Source organism: Pseudomonas sp. A125, assembly GCF_055409485.1.
This window is the reverse complement of record NZ_JBUZVP010000006.1, coordinates 1-22,885: the sequence shown is the minus strand read 5'-3', so window position 1 is coordinate 22,885 and position 22,885 is coordinate 1. Positions and strand designations below refer to the sequence as shown.

At 61.7% G+C, this 22,885-nt stretch carries 21 protein-coding genes; 11 read left to right on the top strand and 10 right to left on the bottom strand.

Translation table 11 applies throughout. From position 1 onward, the window contains the following. Positions 1-15: 15 nt before the first annotated feature. From ACZRN6_RS09880 to pcaC, 9 genes are all read left to right on the top strand, one after another. Positions 16-873, top strand: coding sequence for a CoA transferase subunit A (locus tag ACZRN6_RS09880; protein WP_322143655.1), 858 nt, complete (start codon positions 16-18; stop codon positions 871-873). After that, complete coding sequence (locus ACZRN6_RS09875; protein WP_464007949.1) at positions 870-1,652, top strand: CoA-transferase subunit beta; 783 nt, start codon at positions 870-872, stop codon at positions 1,650-1,652. The genes ACZRN6_RS09880 and ACZRN6_RS09875 overlap by 4 nt, the downstream gene beginning before the upstream one ends. Beyond that, a complete protein-coding gene (gene pcaF, locus ACZRN6_RS09870) occupies positions 1,649-2,854 on the top strand; it encodes a 3-oxoadipyl-CoA thiolase (protein ID WP_464007948.1) in 1,206 nt (401 codons plus the stop codon). Before ACZRN6_RS09875 ends, pcaF begins: the two co-directional genes overlap by 4 nt. Before the next feature lie 28 nt (positions 2,855-2,882). Further along, positions 2,883-3,587 carry a protocatechuate 3,4-dioxygenase subunit beta gene (gene pcaH, locus ACZRN6_RS09865; RefSeq protein ID WP_322143656.1) on the top strand — a complete coding sequence of 235 codons (705 nt, stop codon included), beginning with the start codon at positions 2,883-2,885 and terminating at the stop codon, positions 3,585-3,587. A 1-nt stretch (position 3,588) separates the two neighbouring features. Further along, positions 3,589-4,155, top strand: a complete 567-nt coding sequence (pcaG, locus tag ACZRN6_RS09860) for a protocatechuate 3,4-dioxygenase subunit alpha (RefSeq protein ID WP_322143657.1) — start codon at positions 3,589-3,591, stop codon at positions 4,153-4,155. A 180-nt stretch (positions 4,156-4,335) separates the two neighbouring features. Continuing rightward, positions 4,336-5,631, top strand: coding sequence for an MFS family transporter (locus tag ACZRN6_RS09855; protein ID WP_322143658.1), 1,296 nt, complete (start codon positions 4,336-4,338; stop codon positions 5,629-5,631). Between the two features lie 49 nt (positions 5,632-5,680). After that, positions 5,681-7,045: a 3-carboxy-cis,cis-muconate cycloisomerase gene (locus ACZRN6_RS09850; RefSeq protein ID WP_322143659.1), complete on the top strand. Its 1,365-nt coding sequence runs from the start codon at positions 5,681-5,683 to the stop codon at positions 7,043-7,045. A 10-nt stretch (positions 7,046-7,055) separates the two neighbouring features. After that, the gene (gene pcaD, locus ACZRN6_RS09845) at positions 7,056-7,847 is read left to right on the top strand and encodes a 3-oxoadipate enol-lactonase (protein WP_464007851.1); all 792 of its coding nucleotides are present in this window, start codon (positions 7,056-7,058) and stop codon (positions 7,845-7,847) included. 187 nt (positions 7,848-8,034) lie between these two features. Then, entirely contained in the window at positions 8,035-8,427 is a 393-nt protein-coding gene (pcaC, locus tag ACZRN6_RS09840; RefSeq protein ID WP_003219813.1) for a 4-carboxymuconolactone decarboxylase, read from the top strand. Here pcaC and ACZRN6_RS09835 read toward each other — a convergent pair. The 5 genes from ACZRN6_RS09835 to ACZRN6_RS09815 all read right to left on the bottom strand — a co-directional run bounded on the left by ACZRN6_RS09835 (position 8,424) and on the right by ACZRN6_RS09815 (position 16,591). Continuing rightward, positions 8,424-9,323 carry a polysaccharide deacetylase family protein gene (locus tag ACZRN6_RS09835; protein ID WP_464007947.1) on the bottom strand — a complete coding sequence of 300 codons (900 nt, stop codon included), beginning with the start codon at positions 9,321-9,323 and terminating at the stop codon, positions 8,424-8,426. The genes pcaC and ACZRN6_RS09835 overlap by 4 nt on opposite strands. Positions 9,324-9,401: 78 nt before the next feature. Next, entirely contained in the window at positions 9,402-10,652 is a 1,251-nt protein-coding gene (locus ACZRN6_RS09830; RefSeq protein ID WP_464007850.1) for an OprD family porin, read from the bottom strand. A gap of 171 nt (positions 10,653-10,823) precedes the next feature. Further along, on the bottom strand, positions 10,824-12,281 hold the full coding sequence (gene adeC / locus ACZRN6_RS09825; protein ID WP_464007849.1) for an AdeC/AdeK/OprM family multidrug efflux complex outer membrane factor: 1,458 nt from the start codon (positions 12,279-12,281) through the stop codon (positions 10,824-10,826). Then, a complete protein-coding gene (locus ACZRN6_RS09820) occupies positions 12,278-15,439 on the bottom strand; it encodes an efflux RND transporter permease subunit (RefSeq protein ID WP_322143664.1) in 3,162 nt (1,053 codons plus the stop codon). Before ACZRN6_RS09820 ends, adeC begins: the two co-directional genes overlap by 4 nt. A 3-nt stretch (positions 15,440-15,442) precedes the next feature. Next, a complete protein-coding gene (locus tag ACZRN6_RS09815) occupies positions 15,443-16,591 on the bottom strand; it encodes an efflux RND transporter periplasmic adaptor subunit (protein WP_464007848.1) in 1,149 nt (382 codons plus the stop codon). 286 nt (positions 16,592-16,877) lie between these two features. Here ACZRN6_RS09815 and ACZRN6_RS09810 point away from each other — a divergent pair, with 286 nt between their 5' ends. Beyond that, complete coding sequence (locus ACZRN6_RS09810; protein ID WP_322143666.1) at positions 16,878-17,510, top strand: TetR family transcriptional regulator; 633 nt, start codon at positions 16,878-16,880, stop codon at positions 17,508-17,510. Between the two features lie 230 nt (positions 17,511-17,740). Here the strand turns inward: ACZRN6_RS09810 and ACZRN6_RS09805 are convergent, their stop codons facing one another. The 3 genes from ACZRN6_RS09805 to ACZRN6_RS09795 are packed head-to-tail and all read right to left on the bottom strand — an operon-like array spanning position 17,741 to position 20,316. Further along, positions 17,741-18,796 (bottom strand): alkene reductase, encoded by a 1,056-nt coding sequence (locus ACZRN6_RS09805; protein ID WP_464007847.1) that lies wholly within the window; start codon positions 18,794-18,796, stop codon positions 17,741-17,743. Positions 18,797-18,821: 25 nt separating this feature from the next. Next, positions 18,822-19,988, bottom strand: a complete 1,167-nt coding sequence (locus ACZRN6_RS09800) for an MFS transporter (RefSeq protein ID WP_322143668.1) — start codon at positions 19,986-19,988, stop codon at positions 18,822-18,824. Positions 19,989-20,001: 13 nt separating this feature from the next. Then, positions 20,002-20,316: an ArsR/SmtB family transcription factor gene (locus ACZRN6_RS09795; protein ID WP_322143669.1), complete on the bottom strand. Its 315-nt coding sequence runs from the start codon at positions 20,314-20,316 to the stop codon at positions 20,002-20,004. Positions 20,317-20,472: 156 nt separating this feature from the next. Between ACZRN6_RS09795 and ACZRN6_RS09790 the strand changes: the two genes are divergently transcribed. Next, positions 20,473-21,057, top strand: a complete 585-nt coding sequence (locus tag ACZRN6_RS09790; protein ID WP_464007846.1) for an acyl carrier protein phosphodiesterase — start codon at positions 20,473-20,475, stop codon at positions 21,055-21,057. Between the two features lie 11 nt (positions 21,058-21,068). On the opposite strand, the gene ACZRN6_RS09785 is transcribed toward ACZRN6_RS09790, so the two are convergent. Then, positions 21,069-21,860: a lysophospholipid acyltransferase family protein gene (locus tag ACZRN6_RS09785; protein WP_464007845.1), complete on the bottom strand. Its 792-nt coding sequence runs from the start codon at positions 21,858-21,860 to the stop codon at positions 21,069-21,071. After that, positions 21,860-22,615, bottom strand: a complete 756-nt coding sequence (gene olsB / locus ACZRN6_RS09780) for an L-ornithine N(alpha)-acyltransferase (RefSeq protein ID WP_322143672.1) — start codon at positions 22,613-22,615, stop codon at positions 21,860-21,862. The genes ACZRN6_RS09785 and olsB overlap by 1 nt, the downstream gene beginning before the upstream one ends. Positions 22,616-22,885 lie beyond the last annotated feature (270 nt).

The following is a 22,885-nucleotide window of genomic DNA, read 5'->3' as shown; positions in this document are numbered from 1 at the left end:
CGGGAGCCCAACCCCATGGCTGAAATCCTTTCCCTGGCCGAGGCCGTCAAGCAATTCGTGAATGACGGCGATACCGTCGCGCTCGAAGGCTTCACCCACCTGATCCCTACAGCGGCAGGTCATGAAATCATTCGTCAGGGCAAGAAAGACCTGACGCTGGTACGCATGACGCCTGACCTGATCTACGACCAGTTGATCGGCGCCGGCTGTGCCCGCAAGTTGATTTTCTCCTGGGGCGGCAACCCGGGCGTGGGCTCCCTGCACCGGCTGCGGGATGCGGTTGAAAAACAATGGCCGCAACCGCTGGAGATCGAAGAACACAGCCACGCCGACCTGGCCAATGCCTACGTCGCCGGTGCATCCGGCCTGCCATTCGCGGTGTTGCGCGCCTACGCCGGCTCCGACCTGCCCAAGGTCAACCCGCTGATCAAGACCGTGACCTGCCCATTTACCGGCGAAGTGCTGGCGGCCGTGCCGTCGGTGCGTCCGGACATCACCGTGATCCACGCACAAAAGGCTGACCGCAAGGGCAACGTGCTGCTGTGGGGCATCCTCGGCGTGCAGAAGGAGGCAGCCCTGGCAGCCAAACGTTGCATCGTCACCGTCGAAGAAATCGTCGACGACCTCAACGCACCGATGAACGCCTGTGTGCTGCCAACCTGGGCCCTGACCGCCGTGTGCCATGTGCCCGGCGGCGCGCATCCGTCCTACGCCCACGGTTACACCGAGCGTGATAACCGTTTCTACCAAGCGTGGGACCCGATCGCCCGGGACCGTGAGACGTTTACCGCGTGGATCAACGAATACATCCACGGCACCGCCAATTTCAGTGAATTCCAGGCCAAGCTGGCCACTGCGCAGGAGGCCCGATAATGGCTTACTCCACCAACGAAATGATGACCGTCGCCGCCGCCCGCCGCCTGAAGAACGGTTCGGTGTGCTTCGTCGGCATCGGCTTGCCCTCCAAGGCCGCCAACCTGGCGCGCCTGACGTCGTCGCCCGACGTGGTGCTGATCTACGAGTCCGGCCCGATTGGCGCCAAGCCCTCGGTGCTGCCGCTGTCCATCGGTGACGGCGAGCTGGCGGAAACCGCTGACACCGTGGTGCCGACCGGTGAGATTTTTCGCTACTGGCTGCAGGGCGGGCGTATTGACGTTGGCTTCCTCGGTGCGGCCCAGGTCGACCGTTTCGGCAATATCAACACCACCGTGGTGGGTGATTATCACCATCCCAAAGTGCGCCTGCCGGGTGCCGGTGGCGCGCCGGAAATCGCCGGCTCCGCGAAGAGCGTGCTGATCATCCTCAAGCAGTCGGCGCGCTCGTTTGTCGACAAGCTGGACTTCATTACCTCGGTTGGCCACGGCGAAGGCGGCGACTCGCGTAAACGCCTGGGCCTGCCAGGCGCTGGTCCCGTAGGAATCATTACCGACCTGTGCATCATGGAACCGGAGGAGGGCAGCCACGAGTTTGTTGTCACCGCCCTGCACCCCGGCGTGACCCGTGAGCAAGTGGTGGCGGCCACCGGTTGGGCGGTTCGTTTTGCCGACCGGCTGACCACCAGCGCCGAACCTACCGACATCGAACTGACCGCCCTGCGCGACCTTGAAGCGCGCACCGCTGCCGCCCATGGCCAAGCCCCCGGAGAAGCCTGATGCGCGACGTATTTATCTGTGACGCCATTCGTACCCCCATCGGCCGTTTTGGCGGTGGCTTGTCCACCGTGCGCGCCGATGACCTGGCGGCACTGCCGATCAAGGCCTTGATGGAGCGCAACCCGTCAGTGGACTGGAACGCGGTCGACGAGGTGTTCCTGGGTTGCGCCAACCAGGCCGGCGAAGACAACCGCAACGTGGCGCGCATGGCGGCATTGCTGGCCGGCCTGCCGGAGAGCATTCCCGGCGTCACCCTGAACCGCCTGTGCGCCTCGGGCATGGACGCGATCGGCACGGCTTTTCGCGCGATCGCCAGCGGCGAAATGGAGCTGGCGATTGCCGGTGGCGTCGAGTCGATGTCCCGCGCACCGTTCGTGATGGGCAAGGCGGATGCGGCGTTCTCGCGCAACATGAAGCTGGAAGACACCACCATCGGCTGGCGCTTCATCAACCCGTTGATGAAGGCTCAGTACGGCGTCGACCCAATGCCGCAAACCGCCGACAACGTGGCCGATGACTATCAAGTCTCCCGCGCCGACCAGGACGCGTTCGCCCTGCGCAGCCAGCAACGTACTGCCGCTGCACAGGCCGCCGGCTTCTTCGCCGAAGAAATCGTGCCGGTGCGTGTCGCCCATAAAAAGGGCGAAACCGTAGTCGAGCATGACGAGCATCCACGGGCCGATACCACCCTGGAAGCCCTGGCCAAACTCAAGCCGGTCAACGGCCCCGACAAGACCGTCACAGCGGGCAACGCCTCGGGCGTCAACGACGGTGCCGCCGCACTGATCCTGGCCTCTGCCGAAGCCGTCAAAAAACACGGCCTGACCGCCCGCGCTCGGGTGTTGGGCATGGCCAGCGCCGGTGTGGCGCCGCGTGTGATGGGCATCGGCCCGGTGCCGGCGGTGCGCAAACTGGTGGAGCGCCTGGGCCTGGCGGTGACTGATTTCGATGTGATCGAACTCAACGAAGCCTTCGCCAGCCAGGGTTTGGCCGTGCTGCGCGAATTGGGGATTGCCGACGACGCACCGCAGGTCAACCCGAACGGCGGCGCAATTGCCCTCGGCCACCCACTGGGCATGAGCGGCGCGCGCCTGGTACTGACCGCGCTGCACCAACTGGAAAAAACCGGCGGCAGCAAAGGCCTGGCGACCATGTGCGTTGGCGTTGGCCAAGGTTTGGCCCTGGCGATCGAACGCGTTTGAGCCCCACAAGAATAAAGAGGATTGCTCCATGAGTGACAAGCCCGGATACCGGCGCCCGCAAGCGGGTACTCAGCCTGATTACCTGCACCCGGCCTACCAGTCGACGAACCTGCGTTCGCCGTCCAAGCCGTTGGTGTTCCTGCCCCATTCCCTGTCGGAAATCACCGGCCCGACCATCGGCGCCGAGCGCATCAACGAGAAGGACAGCGACCTGACCGCCCAGCATGAAGGCGAGCCCCAGGGCGAACGCATCATCATTCACGGGCGTGTGCTGGATGAAAACGGCTCGCCCGTTCCCGGCATCCTCGTGGAAATCTGGCAGGCCAATGCTGCCGGCCGCTACAACCACACGCGCGACCAGCACGACGCGCCACTGGACCCGAACTTCACCGGCACCGGGCGTACCGTCACCGACGCCGAGGGCTGGTACCAGTTCCAGACCATCAAGCCCGGCGCCTACCCGTGGGGCAACCACCACAATGCCTGGCGCCCGGCGCACATTCACTTCTCGCTGTTCGGCCCCAGTGTGCTGACGCGATTGGTGACTCAGATGTACTTCCCCGGTGACCCGCTGCTGGCGTACGACCCGATCTACAACTGCGTCCCGGACACCTCCGCCAAGGAACGCCTGATCGCCTCGTTCGATCTGGAAAAAACCATTCCGCAGTATGCCCTCGGCTACCGCTGGGACATCGTCCTGCGCGGCCGCGACGCCACGCCGATGGAGAAATGAGATGAGCCTCAACGCGACGACTTCCCACACCGTAGGGCCGTATTACCACATCGGCCTCACCTGGCTGAACCGCGAAGACCTGACCGTCGCCGCCACCCTCGGCGAGCGCGTGGCGATCACCGGCCGGGTGGTGGATGGCAACGGTGATGTGGTCAACGACGCCATGCTGGAAGTCTGGCAGGCCAATGCGGCCGGCAAGTACGACCATCCTGAAGATGAGCAGGACAAACCGGTGGACCCGAACTTTGAAGGTTTTGGCCGGGTGCCGGTGGATGCCGAAGGGCGTTTTCGCTTTACCACGATCAAGCCGGGCAGTGTGCCGGGGTTGAAGGGCACCACCCAGGCGCCGCACCTGGTGGTGCTGGTGTTTGCCCGAGGGCTGGTGAAGCACCTGCTGACGCGGATTTACTTTGACGGTGAAGCTGCGAATGGGGATGACGCGCTTCTGGCGTGCGTGCCGCAGGAGCGGCGGCGCACGTTGATCGCCAAGGCGGATGCGGCGGGTGTGTATCAGTGGAATGTGATTTTGCAGGGCACAGACGAAGAGACGGTGTTCTTCGATTATTGAGTTGGCTGCGGATTTATCGCAGGCAAGCCAGCTCCCACAGGGGAATGCATTCCAAATGTGGGAGCCGGGCTTGCCCGCGATGAGGCCGGCCCAGGCAACAAATATCCAAAAGTCTGCTTGCGGAACATGGTTGTTGCAAAGTATGTCTAGGCTATAACCGTTCCCATTGAGTGAAAAACCATGACAACAAAAACCAGTCACTACACCGGAGAAGAACGCAGCAAAAGGATCTTTGCGATTGTCGGTGCGTCCTCCGGCAACCTTGTCGAATGGTTCGACTTCTACGTTTATGCCTTCTGCGCCATCTACTTCGCCCCGGCGTTTTTCCCGTCGGAAAACCCCACCGTGCAACTCTTGAATACCGCCGGTGTGTTCGCCGCCGGCTTCCTGATGCGCCCCATCGGCGGCTGGCTCTTTGGCCGGGTGGCGGATAAACACGGGCGCAAGAATTCCATGATGATCTCGGTGCTGATGATGTGCGCCGGCTCCCTGGTCATCGCCTTTTTGCCCACCTATAAAGACATCGGCGCCTGGGCTCCGGCCTTGCTGCTGGTCGCCCGGCTGTTCCAGGGCCTGTCGGTAGGTGGCGAATACGGCACCACCGCCACCTACATGAGTGAAGTCGCCCTCAAGGGCCAGCGCGGCTTCTTCGCCTCGTTCCAGTACGTGACCCTGATCGGCGGGCAACTGCTGGCGGTGCTGGTGGTGGTGATCCTGCAACAGATCCTCACCGAAGACGAACTGCGCGCCTGGGGCTGGCGGATTCCGTTTGTGATCGGCGCCATTGCGGCAGTGATCTCGCTGTTGCTGCGCCGCACCCTGAAAGAAACCACCAGCAAGGAAATGCGTGAGGACAAGGACGCCGGCAGCATTGCCGCGCTGTTCCGCGATCACAAGGCGGCGTTTATCACCGTACTCGGCTATACCGCCGGCGGCTCGCTGATTTTCTACACGTTCACCACCTACATGCAGAAGTACCTGGTGAACACCGCCGGGATGCACGCCAAGACCGCCAGCTACATCATGACCGGCGCGCTGTTCTTCTACATGTGCATGCAGCCGCTGTTCGGCATGCTGGCGGACAAGATTGGCCGCCGTAACTCGATGCTGTGGTTCGGCGCCCTGGGCACGCTGTGCACGGTGCCGATCCTGCTCACCCTGAAAACCGTCAGTAGCCCGTTCCTGGCCTTTGTGTTGATCACCCTGGCGCTGGCCATCGTGAGCTTCTACACCTCCATCAGCGGCCTGGTGAAGGCCGAAATGTTCCCGCCACAAGTGCGCGCACTGGGCGTGGGCCTGGCGTATGCGGTGGCGAACGCGATCTTCGGTGGTTCAGCGGAGTATGTGGCCTTGGGTCTCAAGTCCATGGGCATGGAAAACACCTTTTACTGGTACGTCACGGCGATGATGGCGGTGGCGTTTCTGTTCAGCTTGCGCCTGCCCAAAGAGGCGGCGTACTTGCACCACGATCTGTAACCGGCTGGCGCATGCCCGTTGCCGGGTATGCGCCACCTAGGGATGTGTTATGACGATGCGCACGAGCAACCAACTGTTCGACGCCTATTTCACCGCCAACAGCATGGCCGAAGTGTTCTGCGACCAAGGGCGCTTGCAGGGCATGCTGGATTTCGAAGCCGCGCTGGCCCGGGCCGAGGCCCAGGTCGGGTTGATCCCGCAAGCGGCCGTCGCGCCGATTGCCCAGGCTTGCCTCGCTTCCCTCTACGATGTCGATGCCCTCGGCGAGGCGATTGCCACGGCGGGCAACTCGGCGATTCCGTTGGTCAAGGCCCTCGGCAAGTTGATCGCCAGCGAAGATGCCGGCGCTGAACGTTATGTGCATTTGGGCGCTACCAGCCAGGATGTGATGGACACTGGCCTGGTGCTGCAACTGCGCAGCGCGGTCGAGCTGATCGAGCATGATTTGGCGCGCCTGGGCGGCATCCTTGCCGCACAGGCGCAGCGATATGCAACAACTCCATTGGCTGGCCGCACCTGGCTGCAGCATGCAACGCCGGTCACGCTGGGCATGAAGATCGCCGGCTGGCTCGGCGCAGTCACTCGCAATCGCCAGCGCCTGGGCGAGCTCAAGCCGCGGTTGCTGGTGCTGCAATTTGGTGGTGCGTCCGGCACCCTGGCGGCCCTGGGCGAACAGGCGATGCCGGTGGCGCAAGCGCTGGCCGCCGAGTTGCAACTGGGCCTGCCGGAGCAACCCTGGCACACCCAGCGCGACCGCCTGGTAGAGTTTGCCTCGCTACTCGGCCTGATCGCCGGCAGCCTTGGCAAGCTGGGCCGCGACATTAGCTTGCTGATGCAGACCGAAGCGGCGGAAGTGTTCGAACCGTCGGCCCCCGGCAAAGGCGGTTCCTCGACCATGCCCCACAAGCGCAACCCTGTGGGCGCCGCCGTGCTGATCAGTGCCGCAACCCGCGTGCCGGGCCTGGTGGCCACGATGTTCAGCGCCATGCCCCAGGAGCACGAACGCAGCCTGGGCCTGTGGCACGCCGAATGGGAAACCTTGCCAGAGATTTGCCGGCTGGTGTCCGGTGCGTTGCACCAGGCGCTACTGGTGAGTGAAGGGCTGGAAGTCGACCGCGAGCGCATGGCGCAGAATCTCGACTTGACCCAGGGCCTGGTACTGGCCGAGGCGGTCAGCATCGTCCTCGCCCAACGCCTGGGCCGCGAAACCGCGCACCATCTGCTGGAACAATGCTGCAAGCGTGCCGTCTCCGAGCACCGTCACCTGCGGGTGGTGCTGGGCGATGAACCGCAAGTAACCGCCGAGCTTTCGGCCGCCGAACTGGACCGCCTGCTGGACCCGGCGCACTACCTCGGCCAGGCGCAAACCTGGGTTACCCGAGCCGTGGCCGAACATTTTGCTTTGACTGCCTGAGGAGGCTGCTGTGGGATTTGTACAACTCGCCGATGGCGAACTGAACTACCAACTCGATGGCCCCGAAGACGCACCAGTGTTGGTGCTGTCCAACTCCCTGGGCACCGACCTGCACATGTGGGACAGCCAGATCGAGGCGTTCACGCAACACTTTCGGGTACTGCGTTTTGATACCCGTGGCCACGGCAAATCCCTGGTCACTGAAGGCCCCTACAGCATCGAGCAATTGGGCGGTGACGTGTTGGCGTTGCTGGATGCTTTGCAGGTCGAGCGCGCGCATTTCTGCGGGCTGTCCATGGGCGGCCTGATCGGCCAGTGGCTGGGGATCCATGCGGGTGAGCGTTTGCTCCGGCTGGTGGTATGCAACACAGCAGCGAAAATCGGCACGCCCGATATCTGGAATCCACGGATCGAGATGGTCCTGCGCGACGGGGCGGCAGCGATGGTTGCCCTGCGTGACGCGTCGATCGCACGCTGGTTCACCGCCGACTTTGCCGAGGCACATCCTGACCAGGCCAAGCTAATCACCGACATGCTGGCAGCAACCAACCCCGAAGGTTATGCCGCAAATTGCGCGGCCGTGCGCGATGCGGATTTGCGTGAGCAACTGTCGTCCATCAAGGTGCCGACCCTGGTGATTGCCGGCAGCGAAGATGCAGTCACGCCGCCTTCCGGTGGGCACTTTATCCAGGAACACGTGAAGGGCGCCGAGTACGCCGAGTTCTACGCCGCGCACCTGTCCAACGTGCAAGCCGGTGCGGTGTTCAGCGACCGTGTGCTGGAATTTCTGCTATCGCGCTGAGTATCGCTGAACCCTGTGGCGAGGGAGCTTGCTCCCGTTGGGCTGCGTAGCAGCCCCTGAGCAGCCGCAACCCAACTATTTGTAAAACCCTGCAGCGGCCTCACTGGGGTCGCTGCGCGACCCAACGGGAGCAAGCTCCCTCGCCACAGGTATGTGCCTGTCGTCACCGTTGCATGAGGAGCGTTTTGTGGACGAGAAACAACGTTATGCCGAAGGCCTGCAAGTGCGCCGCGAAGTGCTGGGCGACGCCCACGTCGACCGCAGCCTCAACGCCCTGACCGAGTTCAACAGCGAGTTCCAGGAAATGATCACCCGCCACGCCTGGGGTGATATCTGGACCCGCCCGGGGCTGCCGCGGCATACCCGCAGCCTGATCACCATCGCCATGCTCATCGGCATGAACCGCAGCGAAGAGCTGAAGCTGCACCTGCGCGCCGCCGCGAGCAACGGTGTGACCCGCGCCGAGATCAAGGAAGTGCTGATGCAGAGCGCGATCTATTGCGGCATTCCGGCGGCGAATGCGACGTTTCACTTGGCCGAGTCGGTGTGGGATGAGTTGGGGGTAGAGTCGCGCGCCTAGTGCGAGTCAGCGTCCCATACCCAATTCCACACGCCGGGCAGATGCACGACTTCGTCGGCGCTTTTTACCGTGCGGGCCATGGCGGCTCGCTGCAAGGTTGCCCGGTCGGTGTAGAAAGGCTGTGTGGCGAGGGGCACGCCATTGATATGGGCGCTGTCCAGCAGGATTTGCAGGTATTCCTTCAAGTGCCAGGCGGTGTAGCGGTTGATATCGTGGAAGGTCACCACCACCGGGATCACGCCGTCCACCGTCGGTAATTCGCCTTTGGCGATGCGCTCGCGCACCACCGACAGTTGGCGGATCAGGTTTTCTCGTCGTCGCGGGCTGCCATTGAACACCCAGATCACCCCATCGTTTGCACTCAGGTCGGTGAGCAGCACATGCATGCCATGCTGTTGATAGGCGGCGAAGGTGCGCTTGTCGTAGTTCCAGAACGGTGGACGTACCAACGTGGGCGGTTGGCCAGTGATGGATTGGAGTGTCGACGAACCCAGGCTGAGGTAGTGCTCCAGTTCAACCGGATTTTGCGAGCGATGATTACTGTGCCACGGAGTCGCGGTATGGAAACCCAGGATATGACCGGCCGCGTATTCGCGCTCCATGGTCTTGTAGCCACGCGGGTTGCCGCCAGAGCGGGGCGCCTCGGTCTGCAGGAAGAACACTGCCTTGATCCCCGGTTGTATCGGGTTTTTCGCCAGGTCCGCCATTACCGAACGGCTGGGGTTCATAAAACCCGATGCGCTGGGGCCATCATCGAAGGTCAGTAAAAAACGGATCGGCGCTTCGGTTTGCAGGCGTTGTTCGGTTTGCGGTGTGAGCGCCAAGGGCGGGCCGATGCAGCCGCTGAGCGTCAGGGCCAGGGCCAATACGGCCGATACGGTGGCGAAGTGTTTCATGGCGGACTCGAAAGACGTTGGCTGCGGGGTCGGGTCATCCATGACACGCGCGCACCATACAGCAAGTCTGTCGAGGCTTTACAGCAGGCTTATCGGGTAACTGACGATCAACCGGTTTTCATCAAACTCGTTGTTGCTGTAGTCCCTGCGCATGCTGGAGTTGCGCCAGCGCAGATTGAGATCCTTCAGCGTTCCGCTCTGCACCACGTAGGCCACTTCGCTTTCCCGTCCCCATTCCCTGCCGTCGGTCACGGTGCCGCTGTGTACGTTGCTGCCGCTGATATAGCGGTTCATCAACGTCAGGCCCGCAATACCCAGGGCGGCAAAGTTGTAGTCATGGCGTACCTGCCAGGATTTTTCCCGGGCGTTGTCGTAGCTGGCGTTGTAGCTGTCGTTGGCCAGGGTACCGCCGCTGGTGCCATTGACGCGCATCCAGGCGCTGTTGCCTGTGAGCTTTTGCAGGCCGAGGTAGAAGGTGTTACCGCCGTACCGGGCCGAGAACAGTCCGGACCAGGTCTTGTTGTCGAGGTCTCCGGCGCGGGCGCTGCCGTCGTCCTTGCCGTAGAAGAATCCAAGGTTGGCGCCCAGCGTCCAGTCGCCCACAGGCTGGCTGTGGATCAGGTTGAGGTATTGCTGGCTGTAGATGTCCTTGAGTTGGGCGTTCCACACGCCCACTTGGGTGTGTTTGTTGTTGAACGCATATTCGCCACCCTGGAAGTTGAACCGGTCGGAGGTGAACGCGGCTTTTCCGAACATCGACATGTCAGTCATGCTGCTGTCGTCCCGCGGGCTGTTGGCGCGGAACTGGCCGCCATAGAGGGTCAGGCCGGCGATTTCCCGGGAGGTGATTTGCCCGCCGCGCAGGGTTTGCGGCAAGGAGCGGCCATCGTCCGAACGCAGGATAGGCAGCACCGGCATCCATTCGCCGACCTTTACTTCGGTCTTGGAAATTCGCGCCTTGAACGCAACACCGAGGCGCCCGAAGTTATCGGCGGGCTCGCCATCACGGTCCAGCGGCAGGAGTTGGGTGCCGCCGGTACCGCGACCACCATCGAGCTTCTGCGCATACAAACCCAGTACGTCCATGCCGAACCCGACGGCGCCTTGGGTAAAGCCGGACCTGGCGTCGAGAATGAAACTTTGGGTCCACTCCTGGGCGCCGCCCTGGGCCTTGGCCGGGTTGGTGTAGTTACGGTTGAAGAAGAAGTTGCGCAGGTTGAGGTTGGCGCTGGCGTCTTCCAGGAAGCCGTGTTCTTCGGCGAGGACGGGAAAGGCGAGGCTGGCAACAGCGGCCGCCAGCAATAGCTGGCGCGGATGAACGATGCTCATGGCGTTGGACCTGTTGTTATTGGGGTTATGCAGGTGCGGGCCATGGTGCGGGGCGGTATGGGGCGATGAAAGTGGGGGAGAGCGGGTTGTGGGCGATGATCGAACGTAAAGTCATGGGCATAAAAAAACCGCTTCCTGTGAGGGAAGCGGTTTCTTTTTGCTACGGCGTTATCAGAACAACTTCAGCGCCGGTGCTTCTTCTTTCAACGGCTCGTTCTTCGCGGTCTGCTCGTTCCAGCCACCACCGAGGGCCTTGTACAGGTTGACCTCGCTGTTGAGTTGCGCCAGGCGGTCAGTGATCAGCGATTGCTGGGCACTGAACAGTTGGCGCTGGGCATCCAGGAACGTCAGGTTGCTGTCGACACCAATACGGTAGCGACGCTCGGCCAGGCGGTAGTAATCCTGGTTGGCCGCGACGAAGCCACGTTGGGCGTCCAGTTGCTGCTTGTAGGTCTCACGTGCGGCAAGGCCGTCGGAGACTTCCTGGAAGCCGGTCTGGATCGCTTTCTCGTAGTTGGCGACGTTGATCTCTTTCTGGATTTTGGAGTAATCCAGGCTGGCGCGCAGGCTGCCGGCGTTGAAGATCGGGATGTTGATTTGCGGCGCGAACGACCAGGTACCCGAGCCGCCCTTGAACAGGCCGCCCAGGGTCGGGCTCGCGGTGCCGGCGCTGGCGGTCAGGGTGATGCTCGGGAAGAACGCAGCCCGTGCCGCACCGATGTTGGCGTTGGCCGCCTTGAGGTTGTACTCGGCTTGCAGGATGTCGGGACGACGTTGCAGCAGGTCCGACGGCAGGCCGGCCGGTACTTCGCTCAACAGGTTGTCAGCCAATGGCTGGCTGACGATGTTCGCCGGCAAGCCGGTGCCCAGCAGCAGGGTCAGGCTGTTCTCGTCCTGGGCCACCTGGCGGGTGTAACGCGCCAGTTGCACCCGGGCGTTTTCCACCGAGGTACGGGCCTGGCTCAGGTCCAGGGCCGACGCCACGCCAACTTCGTTGCTGCGCGAGGTGAGTTTGTAGCTCTGTTCGAACGCACCGAGGGTGTCCTGGGTGAGCTTGAGCAGTTCCTTGTCGGCCTGCCAGGTCAGGTAGGCGTTGGCCACGCTGGCCACCAGGCTGATCTGGGTGCTGCGGCGCGCTTCTTCGGTCGCGAAGTATTGTTGCAGCGCTTGCTCGCTCAGGCTGCGAACCCGGCCGAACAGGTCCAGCTCATAAGAGCTGATCCCGAGGCCAGCGGAGTATTGACTGGAGATGCCCGCTTCGCCGGTCTGCGACAGTTTGGCCGGGGTGCGCGAACGGCTGCCGCTACCTGTGGCCGAAATGGCAGGGAACAGGTCGGCACGCTGGATCTGATACTGCGCGGCATACGCGTCGATATTCAGGGCCGCGACACGCAGGTCGCGGTTGTTCACCAATGCAGTCTGGATCAGCTGTTGCAGGGCAGGGTCATGGAAAAACTGCTTCCAGCCTTGCTCGGCAGCGGCCTGGCCCGGCGCCTGGGCCGACGAATACGCCGGCCCCTGCGGGAACTGCGCGGCTACCGGCGCTTCAGGGCGCTGGTAGTCCGGGATCAGCGAGCAGCCACTGAGCACGAATGCCGTGACGGCTAGGGAAAGTAGCGACTTGCTCATTGGCCAGCCTCTTTAGGAGTTTGCTTGGTTTCAGTCTTTTTACGCTCGCCGGCGGAGGACACGGTTGCATAGAACAGTGGCACCCAGAAGATCGCCAGGACGGTGGCTGTGATCATACCGCCAATTACGCCGGTACCGATCGCATGCTGGCTGCCTGAACCCGCGCCCGTGGAGATCGCCAGTGGCAGTACGCCGAGCATGAACGCCATGGAGGTCATGATAATCGGGCGCAGACGCATACGGGATGCCTCGATTGCCGCCTCGACAATGCCTTTGCCTTGCTCGTGAAGCTCTTTGGCGAACTCCACGATCAGGATGGCGTTTTTCGCCGCCAGGCCCACCGTGACCAACAGGCCCACCTGGAAGAACACGTCGTTGGACAGTCCCCGCAGGCTGGTGGCGATCAGCGCACCGATCACACCCAGCGGTACAACCAGAATCACCGCAATCGGGATCGACCAGCTTTCGTACAGTGCCGCGAGGCACAGGAACACTACCAGCAGCGACAGGGCGTACAGCGCAGGTGCCTGGGAGCCAGACAGGCGTTCTTCGTACGACAGGCCGGTCCAGGAGTAACCAACGCCGGCTGGCAGGTCCTTGGCAATGCGTTCGACTTCCGCCATTGCATCACCGGTACTGTAACCAGGTGCCGGGGTACCGAGGATTTCCATCGCCGCTACACCGTTATAGCGCGAGAGTTTCGGCGAACCGAAGATCCACTTGCCCGAGGAGATGGCCGACAGGGGCACCATCTTGCCGGAGGTGCTGCGCACGTACCATTTGTCCAGGTCTTCCGGAGACATACGGCTGGCGGCGTCGCCTTGTACATACACCTTCTTCACACGACCGCGGTCGATGAAGTCGTTGACGTAGCTGCCACCCAAGGCAATCGCCAGGGTTTGCTGGATGTCCGCCAGGCTGATGCCCTGGGCACTGGCCTTCTCGTCGTCAACGGTCAGCTCGTACTGCGGCTCATCGTTCACGCCGTTGGGGCGCACGCCCGCCAGGACCTTGCTTTGCGCTGCCGCACCGAGGAACTGGTTACGTGCAGCCATCAGCTTGTCGTGGCCGACACCACCCTGGTCTTGCAGGAACACGTCGAAGCCGGTGGCGTTACCCAACTCCAGAACCGAAGGCGGCACGATGGCAAATACCATGGCGTCCTTGAAGGCTCCGAAGAAATAACCCTGGGCACGCTTGGCCACTTCAAATACCGATTGGGTCGAATCACGCTCGCCCCACGGCTTGAGCATCACAAACGCGAGGCCCGAACTCTGGCCACGACCGGCAAAGTTGAAGCCGTTGACGGTAAACACCGACTTCACGGCCTTGCCTTCGCCTGGCTCGCCTTCCTTGTCATGCAGCAGGAAGGCACGCATGTCGTCGATGACTTTTTGCGTACGTTCAGCCGAAGAACCGACCGGCGTCTGCACTTGGGCAAAGATCACACCCTGGTCTTCCTCAGGCAGGAACGCGCTTGGAATACGGGTGAACATCCAGATCATGCCGGCAAGGATCAACGCATAGACCAGGAACGCTGGAATCTTGTGCTTGATCATCGCGCCCACGCCGCGCTCGTACTTCAGTACGCCGCTGTCGAAGGTGCGGTTGAACCAGCCGAAAAAGCCGCGCTTGGGCTGGCCGTGTTTTTCCGGGTCGATCGGCTTGAGCATGGTGGCGCACAGGGCCGGGGTGAAGATCAGGGCAACCAGTACCGACAACGCCATCGCCGAAACAATGGTGATGGAGAACTGCCGGTAGATCACACCGGTTGAACCACCGAAGAACGCCATCGGCAACAGTACCGCCGACAGTACCAGCGCAATACCCACCAGGGCGCCCTGGATCTGGCCCATGGACTTGATCGTTGCTTCTTTTGGCGACAGATGCTCCTCGGCCATCACCCGTTCGACGTTTTCCACCACGACGATGGCGTCATCCACCAGCAAGCCGATGGCCAGGATCATGCCGAACATGGTCAGGGTGTTGATGGTGAAACCGAACGCCGCCAGGATCCCGAAGGTACCCAGCAATACCACCGGTACGGTCATGGTGGTGATGATGGTGGCGCGGAAGTTCTGCAGGAACAGGAACATTACCAGGAACACCAGCACGATCGCCTCGACCAGGGTGTCAACAACACCGGAGATCGATTCGGTCACTACCGGCGTGGTGTCATACGGCACCACAGCCTTCATGCCTGGCGGGAAAAACGGTTCCAGGGATGCCACGGTGGCGCGGATGGCCTTGCCGGTGTCCAGGGCGTTGGCGCCGGCGGCCAGCTTGATCGCCATGCCGGAAGCCGGCTTACCGTTAAACTGCGCACTGATGCTGTAGTTCTGGCCGCCCAGTTCGATCCGCGCAACGTCACGCAGGCGAACCTGCGAGCCGTCGGTGTTGACCTTCATCAGGATCTTGCCGAACTCATCAGCCGATTGCAGACGCGTCTTGCCGATGATGGTGGCGTTCAGCTGGGTGCCGGGCAGGGCAGGCAGGCCGCCCAATTGGCCGGTGGCCACCTGAACGTTCTGGGCCGAGATGGCAGCGCTGACGTCAACCGGCGTCAACTGGTAGTTGTTCAGCTTGGCCGGGTCTAGCCAGATACGCATGGCGTACTGCGAACCGAAGACCTGGAAGTCACCTACGCCAGCCGTCCGGGAAATCGGATCCTGGATGTTGGACACGATGTAGTTGGACAGGTCGTCCTTGGTCATGCTGCCGTCTTCCGACACCAGACCGATCACCATCAGGAAGTTCTTCACCGACTTGGTCACGCGAATCCCCTGCTGTTGCACTTCTTGCGGCAGCAGTGGGGTCGCCAGGTTCAGTTTGTTCTGCACCTGAACCTGGGCGATATCCGGGTTGGTACCCTGGTTGAACGTCGCGGTGATGGTCATGCTGCCGTCGGAGTTACTGTCCGAGGCGACATAACGCAGGTTGTCGATACCGTTGAGCTGTTGCTCGATGACCTGCACCACGGTGTCCTGCACGGTTTGTGCGGACGCGCCCGGGTAGGTCACCTGGATGTCGATGGCGGTCGGCGCGATGGCCGGGTATTGGTTGATGGGCAACTTCAGGATCGACAGTGCCCCGACCAGCATGATCACCAGGGCAATTACCCAGGCGAAAATGGGACGGTCGATAAAAAATTTCGACATGGATTACTCCCCTTTACCAGCATCGGCAGCAGGCGCTGCAGCAGTGCCGGCGGGTTTAGCGTTGTCAGCGTCCTTGACCTTGACTTCGATGCCCGGCTTGATGAATTGCAGGCCTTCGGTGATCACGCGGTCACCGGCGTCCAGGCCCTTTTCCACCAGCCAGTAGGCGCCGGAGGTGCGGTTGGCAACCAGTACACGTTGCTCGACCTTGTTGTCCTTGTTCACGATCAATGCAGTCGGGACGCCCTTGAGGTCACGGGTCACGCCTTGCTGCGGAGCCAGGATCGCCTTGCTGTTCACACCGGCTTGCAGTTGGGCGTGTACGAACATGCCCGGCAGCAGGGTGTGGTCAGGGTTCGGGAACACGGCGCGCAGGGTCACGGAACCGGTGGTCTGGTCGACCGACACTTCGGAGAACTCCAGCTTGCCGTCCTGGCCGTAAGGCGTGCCGTCTTCCAGGGTCAGCTTGACCTTGGCCGCGTTTTCGCCGGCTTTTTCCAACTGGCCGCTTGCCAGGTCGCGGCGCAGTTTCAGCATTTCAGCCGAGGACTGGGTTACGTCGACATAGATCGGGTCCAGTTGCTGGATCACGGCCATGGCATCGGTCTGGCCATTGCTGACCAGTGCGCCTTCGGTGACCGAGGAACGGCCAATACGCCCGGAGATCGGCGCGAACACTTTGGTGTAGCGCACGTTGATCTGGGCGGTTTGAACGTTTGCTTCGGCGGTCATGCGGTTGGCGACGGCAGTGTCGTATTCCTGACGGCTGACAGCTTGTTCGTCGACCAACTGCTTGTAGCGGTCGGTGATCGATTTGGTCTGGGTCAGGCTCGCCTGTGCGCTTTTCAAGGTGGCGTCATACACCGACGGGTCGATCTGGTAGAGCTGTTGCCCTTCCTTCACGTCACCGCCTTCCTTGAACAGGCGCTTGAGAATGATGCCGTTGACCTGAGGGCGAACCTCGGCAATGCGGTAGGCCGTGGTACGGCCTGGCAGCTCGGATGTCAGGGTAAAGGCTTGAGGTTGAATAGTGACCACGCCGACCTGAGGGGTTTGAGCGGGCGGAGCCGCCTCTTCCTTTTTACATCCGCTGAGCAGCGATGCCAGGGCGACGGCAGTAACCAGGGCGGTAACAGCTGGCTTAAGTTGCATGAAGATCCTCGGGTCAGGCGCGCAGGGTGCGCACAAGAAGTGTGGAAGGGTAAAAAACAGGCACTGAGTAGATAAGTAGCTTGCTACGCAATATACTTACGTTCATGGTTGTTTGTAAACTCTTGACAGGCTTCGCGCAATGTAGACAAAGCACTGCCCAAAGCCTCGATTCTAGTACGTTCGGCGCCCTTGAAGGCGTCGTCCCACAATTATTCAGATGGTCGTTAACGCAGGTTGAGTCTGCGTTACCGATCACCCCAAGCCTTCTGATTGAGGTTCTACTGCCATGGTTCGTCGTACCAAAGAGGAAGCTCAGGAAACGCGCAGCCAGATCCTTGAAGCGGCCGAGCAAGCCTTTTACGAGCGTGGGGTTGCGCGTACCACGCTGGCGGACATCGCCGCGTTGGCAGGCGTGACGCGCGGTGCTATCTATTGGCATTTCAGCAACAAGGCCGACCTGGTGCAGGCGATGCTCGATACGCTGCACGAGCCGCTGGATGAATTGGCCAGGGCCAGTGAGAGCGAGGACGAGGTCGATCCGCTGGGTTGCATGCGCAAGCTGCTGATTCATCTGTTCCATCAAGTAGCCCTGGACCCGAAGACCCGGCGCATCAATGAGATTTTGTTTCATAAGTGCGAATTCACCGATGAAATGTGTGATCTGCGCCGTCAGCGCCAGACCGCCAGCCTTGAATGCAACCTGCGCATCGGGCTGACCTTGCGTAACGCGGTCCATCGCGGGCAGCTTCCGGAGAATCTCGATTGCGTACGTGCCGCCGTGTGCATGCACGCTTACATCAACGGAGTTCTCGGCCAATGGCTGCTGGTACCCGACAGTTTCCAGCTGGCCCAAGACGCAGAGCGCTGGGTCGATATCGCGTTGGACATGCTGCGCTTGAGCCCTGGCCTGCGCAATTGAGACAAAATGCGTAATTGCGACCAGTTGTGTCAACAATAAAGACCCAGGGTGGTCAATCAGCCTTTTCGCTGATTTTGTGGGGTGACTTTATATACGGGCTGGCGGGCGGTTGATAGATAGTTGGCTAAGTATTTTGTAGCGATATTGTTGCAAGGCTGTGAAGGAATGTTTCCCGCCGTGCATAAAAAAGCCCCGGCTCTCGCAAGCCGGGGCTTTTTCGTTTCAGCAGATCACAGTGCCAGGGTTGGATAGTCGATGTAGCCGACCGGGCCTTTGGCGTAGAACGTCTCTGGATGGGCTTCGTTCAGCGGCGCATCGGCCTTCAGGCGAGCTGGCAGGTCCGGGTTGGCGATAAATGGCACGCCGAACGCTACGGCGTCCGCCTTGCCCGAGGCCAGCCAGGCGTTGGCGCTGTCCTTGGTGAAGCGCTCGTTGGCGATGTACGGGCCACCGAAGGCTGCTTTGAGTTGTGGGCCGAGGCTGTCGCCCGCTTCCTTTTCACGGGAGCAGATGAACGCGATGCCACGCTTGCCCAGCTCTTTGGCGACGTAGGTGAAGGTTTCCGACAGGTTGGTGTCGCCCATGTCGTGGGAGTCGGCGCGCGGTGCGAGGTGCACACCCACACGGCCGGCGCCCCAGACTTCAATCACCGCGTCAGTCACTTCGAGCATCAGGCGGGCACGGTTTTCCAGGGAACCACCATAGTTGTCGGTGCGCTGGTTGGTGCTGCTTTGCAGGAACTGGTCAAGCAGGTAGCCGTTTGCGCCGTGAACTTCCACACCGTCAAAACCGGCAGCCTTGGCGTTTTCGGCGCCTACACGGTAAGCGTCGACGATGTCGGCGATTTCAGCGGTTTCCAGGGCGCGTGGCGTTGGGTAGTCGGCCAGTGGGCGCACCAGGCTGACGTGGCCCTTAGGTTGGATGGCACTTGGCGCGACCGGGGTTTCGCCGTCCAGGTACGACTCATGGGAGATGCGGCCAACGTGCCACAGTTGCAGGAAGATCTTGCCGCCCGCGCCGTGTACGGCCTTGGTCACATTGGCCCAGCCGCGAACCTGGTCGTTGGACCAGATGCCGGGGGTGTCCGGGTAGCCCACGCCCATTGGCGTCACGGAAGTCGCTTCGCTGAGGATCAGGCCGGCGGAAGCGCGTTGTACGTAGTATTCAGCCATCAGCGCATTGGGCACGCGACCGGCGTCGGCACGGCAGCGGGTCAGTGGCGCCATGATGATGCGGTTCGACAGTTCCAGGTCGCCGAGCTTGATTGGATCGAAAATAGTCGTCATGGGATACACCCTTCTCTTTAGTTGATCAGTTAGTCGCGGGGGCCAGGTCGGCATCGCCGCTCTGACGGAAAGTAATCAGGGTTACCAGCAGCGCGAGCACCGCCAGGGCAGCAGCGGCCAGGGGCACGCTGGTCAGGCCGAAGCCATGGGCAATCACGCTGCCGCCCACCCAGGCGCCGAGGGCGTTGCCGACGTTGAAGGCGCCGATGTTCAAGGTGGACACCAGGTTCGGAGCGGCCTTGCCAAAGGTCACCACGTTGATTTGCAGCGCCGGTACGGCGGCAAACGAGGCGGTGGCCCAGAGGAACAGGGTGATTTCGGTCGGGATCACGGCCACGCTGGTCCAGGTCAGTACCGTGGATACCACCGCCATGCTGATGAATACGCCGATCAGGGTGGCGGCCAGGCGCTTGTCTGCCAGCTTGCCGCCGATGATGTTGCCGACGGTCAGGCCCAGGCCGATCAGCAGCAGGGTCCAGGTCACGCCTTTGGGCGAGACGCCAGTTACGTCACCCAACAACGGCGCGACATAAGTGAAGAGGGTGAACATCGAGGCCGCGAACAGTGCGGTCATGCTCAGGGAGAGCCAGATGCCGGCGCCCTTTAGTGCTCTGAGTTCGGCGCGCATGTCGAGTTTTTCCTCGTCACGCTTGGCCGGCAGGAAGCGGATCAGGCCGATCAAGGCGATCACACCAATCACGGTCACTGCCCAGAAGGTCGAGCGCCAGCCGGCTTCCTGGCCCAGCGCAGTACCCAGCGGCACGCCGAGCACGTTGGCCAGGGTCAAGCCGGTGAACATCAGCGCCACAGCCGAAGCACGCTTGTTGGCCGGCACCAGGTTGGCAGCAACCACCGAACCGATACCGAAGAAGGCCCCGTGGCAGAGCGCGGTGACCACACGGGCAAACATCAGCACGTTGTAGTCACTCGCCAGGGCGCAGAGCAGGTTGCCGATGATGAAGATGCCCATCAACGCTACCAGGGCGGCCTTGCGCGGCAGCTTGGCGGTGGCCAGTGCCATGAACGGCGCACCGATGGCTACGCCCAGGGCGTAACCGGTCACTAGCCAGCCGGCGCCGGGAATCGAGACACCGAGGTCGGCCGCCACATCGGGCAACAGGCCCATGATGACGAACTCGGTGGTACCGATGGCGAAGGCGCTTAAGGCCAGGATGAGTAGCGAGAGAGGCATTGTTGGGTCCTTGTTACAGCGGTGTGCTGAGTTCTTCGGTGAGCGCTTTGAGGAAGGCTTGGATCACATCCTCATTGCGTTTGAAAAAGTGCCATTGGCCGGCCTTTTGGCTGCTGATCAGCCCTGCGCGTTGCAGGTTGGCCAGGTGCGCCGACACGGTGGACTGGGACAGGCCACAGCGCTGGTCGATCTGCCCGGCGCAAATGCCGTGCTCATGGTGGTGGATCTGATCGGGGAATTGGGTTTTCGGGTCTTTCAGCCAGTTGAGGATGTCTCGCCGTACTGGGTGCGCCAGGGCTTTTATTATTTCGTCGAGGTCGATGGACATGGCAGTGATGCTCGGGTTTGTAAAACGTTATATCGCGATGAGGCGAACTTTAAATCGTTGTATTCCGATATACCAATATGATTTTGGTCTTAAGCCAGATTAAATCGGTATATCGGGTTATAACGATACGTTGGCGGCAGTGTTAGACTGCGCGCCATGAATTATCTCGCACATCTGCACCTGGGCGGCGAACTTCCTGCTCAATTGCTCGGCAGCCTGTATGGCGACTTTGTTAAAGGGCGCCTGCAAGGCGAGTTCAGCCGGCAAATCGAGTCGGCGATTCAGTTGCACCGCTCGATCGATCGCTATACCGACAGCCACCCGCTGATCGGGGAGGCGTTGTCGCGCTTCACCCTCACCCGACGCCGCTACGCTGGGATCGTCCTCGATGTGTTTTTCGACCACTGCCTGGCGCGGGATTGGGCGTTGTACGCCGACCAGCCGCTGGAGCGGTTTACCTCCCGGGTTTACCGGGTGCTCGCTGAAGAACCGGCGCTGCCGGGGCGGCTGGCGCAGATTGCGCCGTATATGGCGGCGGATGACTGGTTGGGTTCATACCGCGAGTTCGAAGTGATGGAGCAGGTACTGCGGGGAATCGGCCGGCGCCTGACACGGCCCGAGGAGCTGGGCCATGCCATGCAGGAGTTGCGGGCGCTGTACGAGCCGTTGAGTGAGGACTTCCGGGTGTTTTACCCGCAGTTGCAGCAGTTCTCAAACAGCCAGTTGGCAGCACAACTTTAAATGTGCTCGCTTTAAGCCGCGAATGCTGGCCGGGTTGGCATTTGCTCGGCCTCAGGAAGCGCGCCGAACAACGCCTTCTGCACCGCTTGCTGCGCCTGGAACGCCAACGCCGCACGCTCCTGCCCGGCGCAGGCAATCGGCTTGAGCAGATGGATTTCCACATCGCCCTGGTCATTGCCAAACAAACGCATCAGGTGCGAGAGCAAATCATCGTCGCCAATGAACGGTGCCAGCGGGTCGATGTTGCCGTCACGCAGGTAACGAATCGCCACCGGTTGCAGCGACACGTCGGCATCGATCGCACTGGCCAATAACCGGCCGTGGAATGTACGCAGGGCGCGGCCATTAGTGGTGGTGCCTTCCGGGAACATCAACAGCGGGTGTTGTTGCTCCAGGTGGCGGGTCATCTGTTTGCGGATCAGTTGGCTGTCACCCGAGCCCCGGCGGATAAACAGGCTGCCCGCCTTGGCTGCCAGCCAGCCCGCCACCGGCCAGGTTCGCACCTCGGCCTTGGACAGGAACGACATCGGCGCCACCATCCCCAGCAATGGGATATCGGTCCATGACACATGGTTGCTGACCCACAACATCGACTGCTGCGGCAGCTCACCGTGCACGGTCACGCGAAAGGGCAGGGCGTTGGTCAGCCGTGCCATGAAAAAACGCGACCAGCGCTGTCGGCGCACCATCGAATTGGCCACCCCCACGCGTTCAAACACCCCAAACACAGCGGCCATGGTCAAGCCCAGGGCCACGACTACCAGCACGCGGGCAATCCGCCCGTACACCCGAAGGCGGCTCATCACATGGCTGCCTTGAAGTGGCGGGCATAGCGCGGGCACAACTCGTCGCGCTTGAGCAGGATAAAGACGTCGGCCACCTGGAAGTCTTCGTCCCAGCATGGCTCGCCGCAAATTTTTGCGCCCAGGCGCATATAGGCCTTGAGCAGGGGCGGCATTTCGGCGATGACGTTGGTCGGCAGGTCCAGTGCCGGCAGCGGCTTTTTCGGTTCGGCCCGCAGGTGTTCGTTGCACAGGTAGCGCTCGCGCAAACGCTGCATGATCGCGTGGGCCTGGATGCCGCCGTCGTGCATCGGGATGCTCGCGCAACCCATCAGGTAGCTGTAGCCGCCCTGGTTGAGTACTTCGGCCAACTCGCCCCACAACACGGCGATGGTGCCGCCATTACGGTAGGCGGGGTCGACGCAGGTGCGGCCGATTTCCAGGATTGGGCCTTTGAGGTGGAGCAGGCCGTGGAGGCTGAATTCTTCTTCGCTGTAGAAGCGGCCCAGGGTGCTGGCGGCCTGGTGGTCGAGCAAACGGGTGGTGGCGACGAGTCGACCGCTGTTCAAGTCCCGCACGCCGATGTGGCTGCAGTGAACATCATAGTCATCCATGTCCAGGCCCAGTTCGGCGCCTTTCAGCTTGGCGTTGAATTCGCCGCTGAATACGTTGAACCGCAGGGCTTGGGCTTCCTGCAGGGCTTGGGCGCCGATCAGGCGTTCGGCTTGCAGGCGGCGTTCATTGCCGGTGTCGCTGATGCGGGCGATCTGAGTCATGGCGAGTCTCCGAGTGCCGGCCAGGGTTGCGGCCGGTCGACTTGTTAGTGCCATGTCAGGCTATGTAGGGTGGGTGTCATCTCCATGAAGTTACGGTGACGCTTGGATGACAGGTGTCGGGGGTGGTTTGCGGGGGATTGGGTGTATATCCGTTATTTGGGTGATGGCCGCTATGGGTTCCGCTCTTACAGCGGGTCACTTTTGAAAAGCGCAAAAGTAACCAAAACGCTCTGCCCCGCCTGTCGGCGCCTCGCTGTGGCTCGGCGTTCC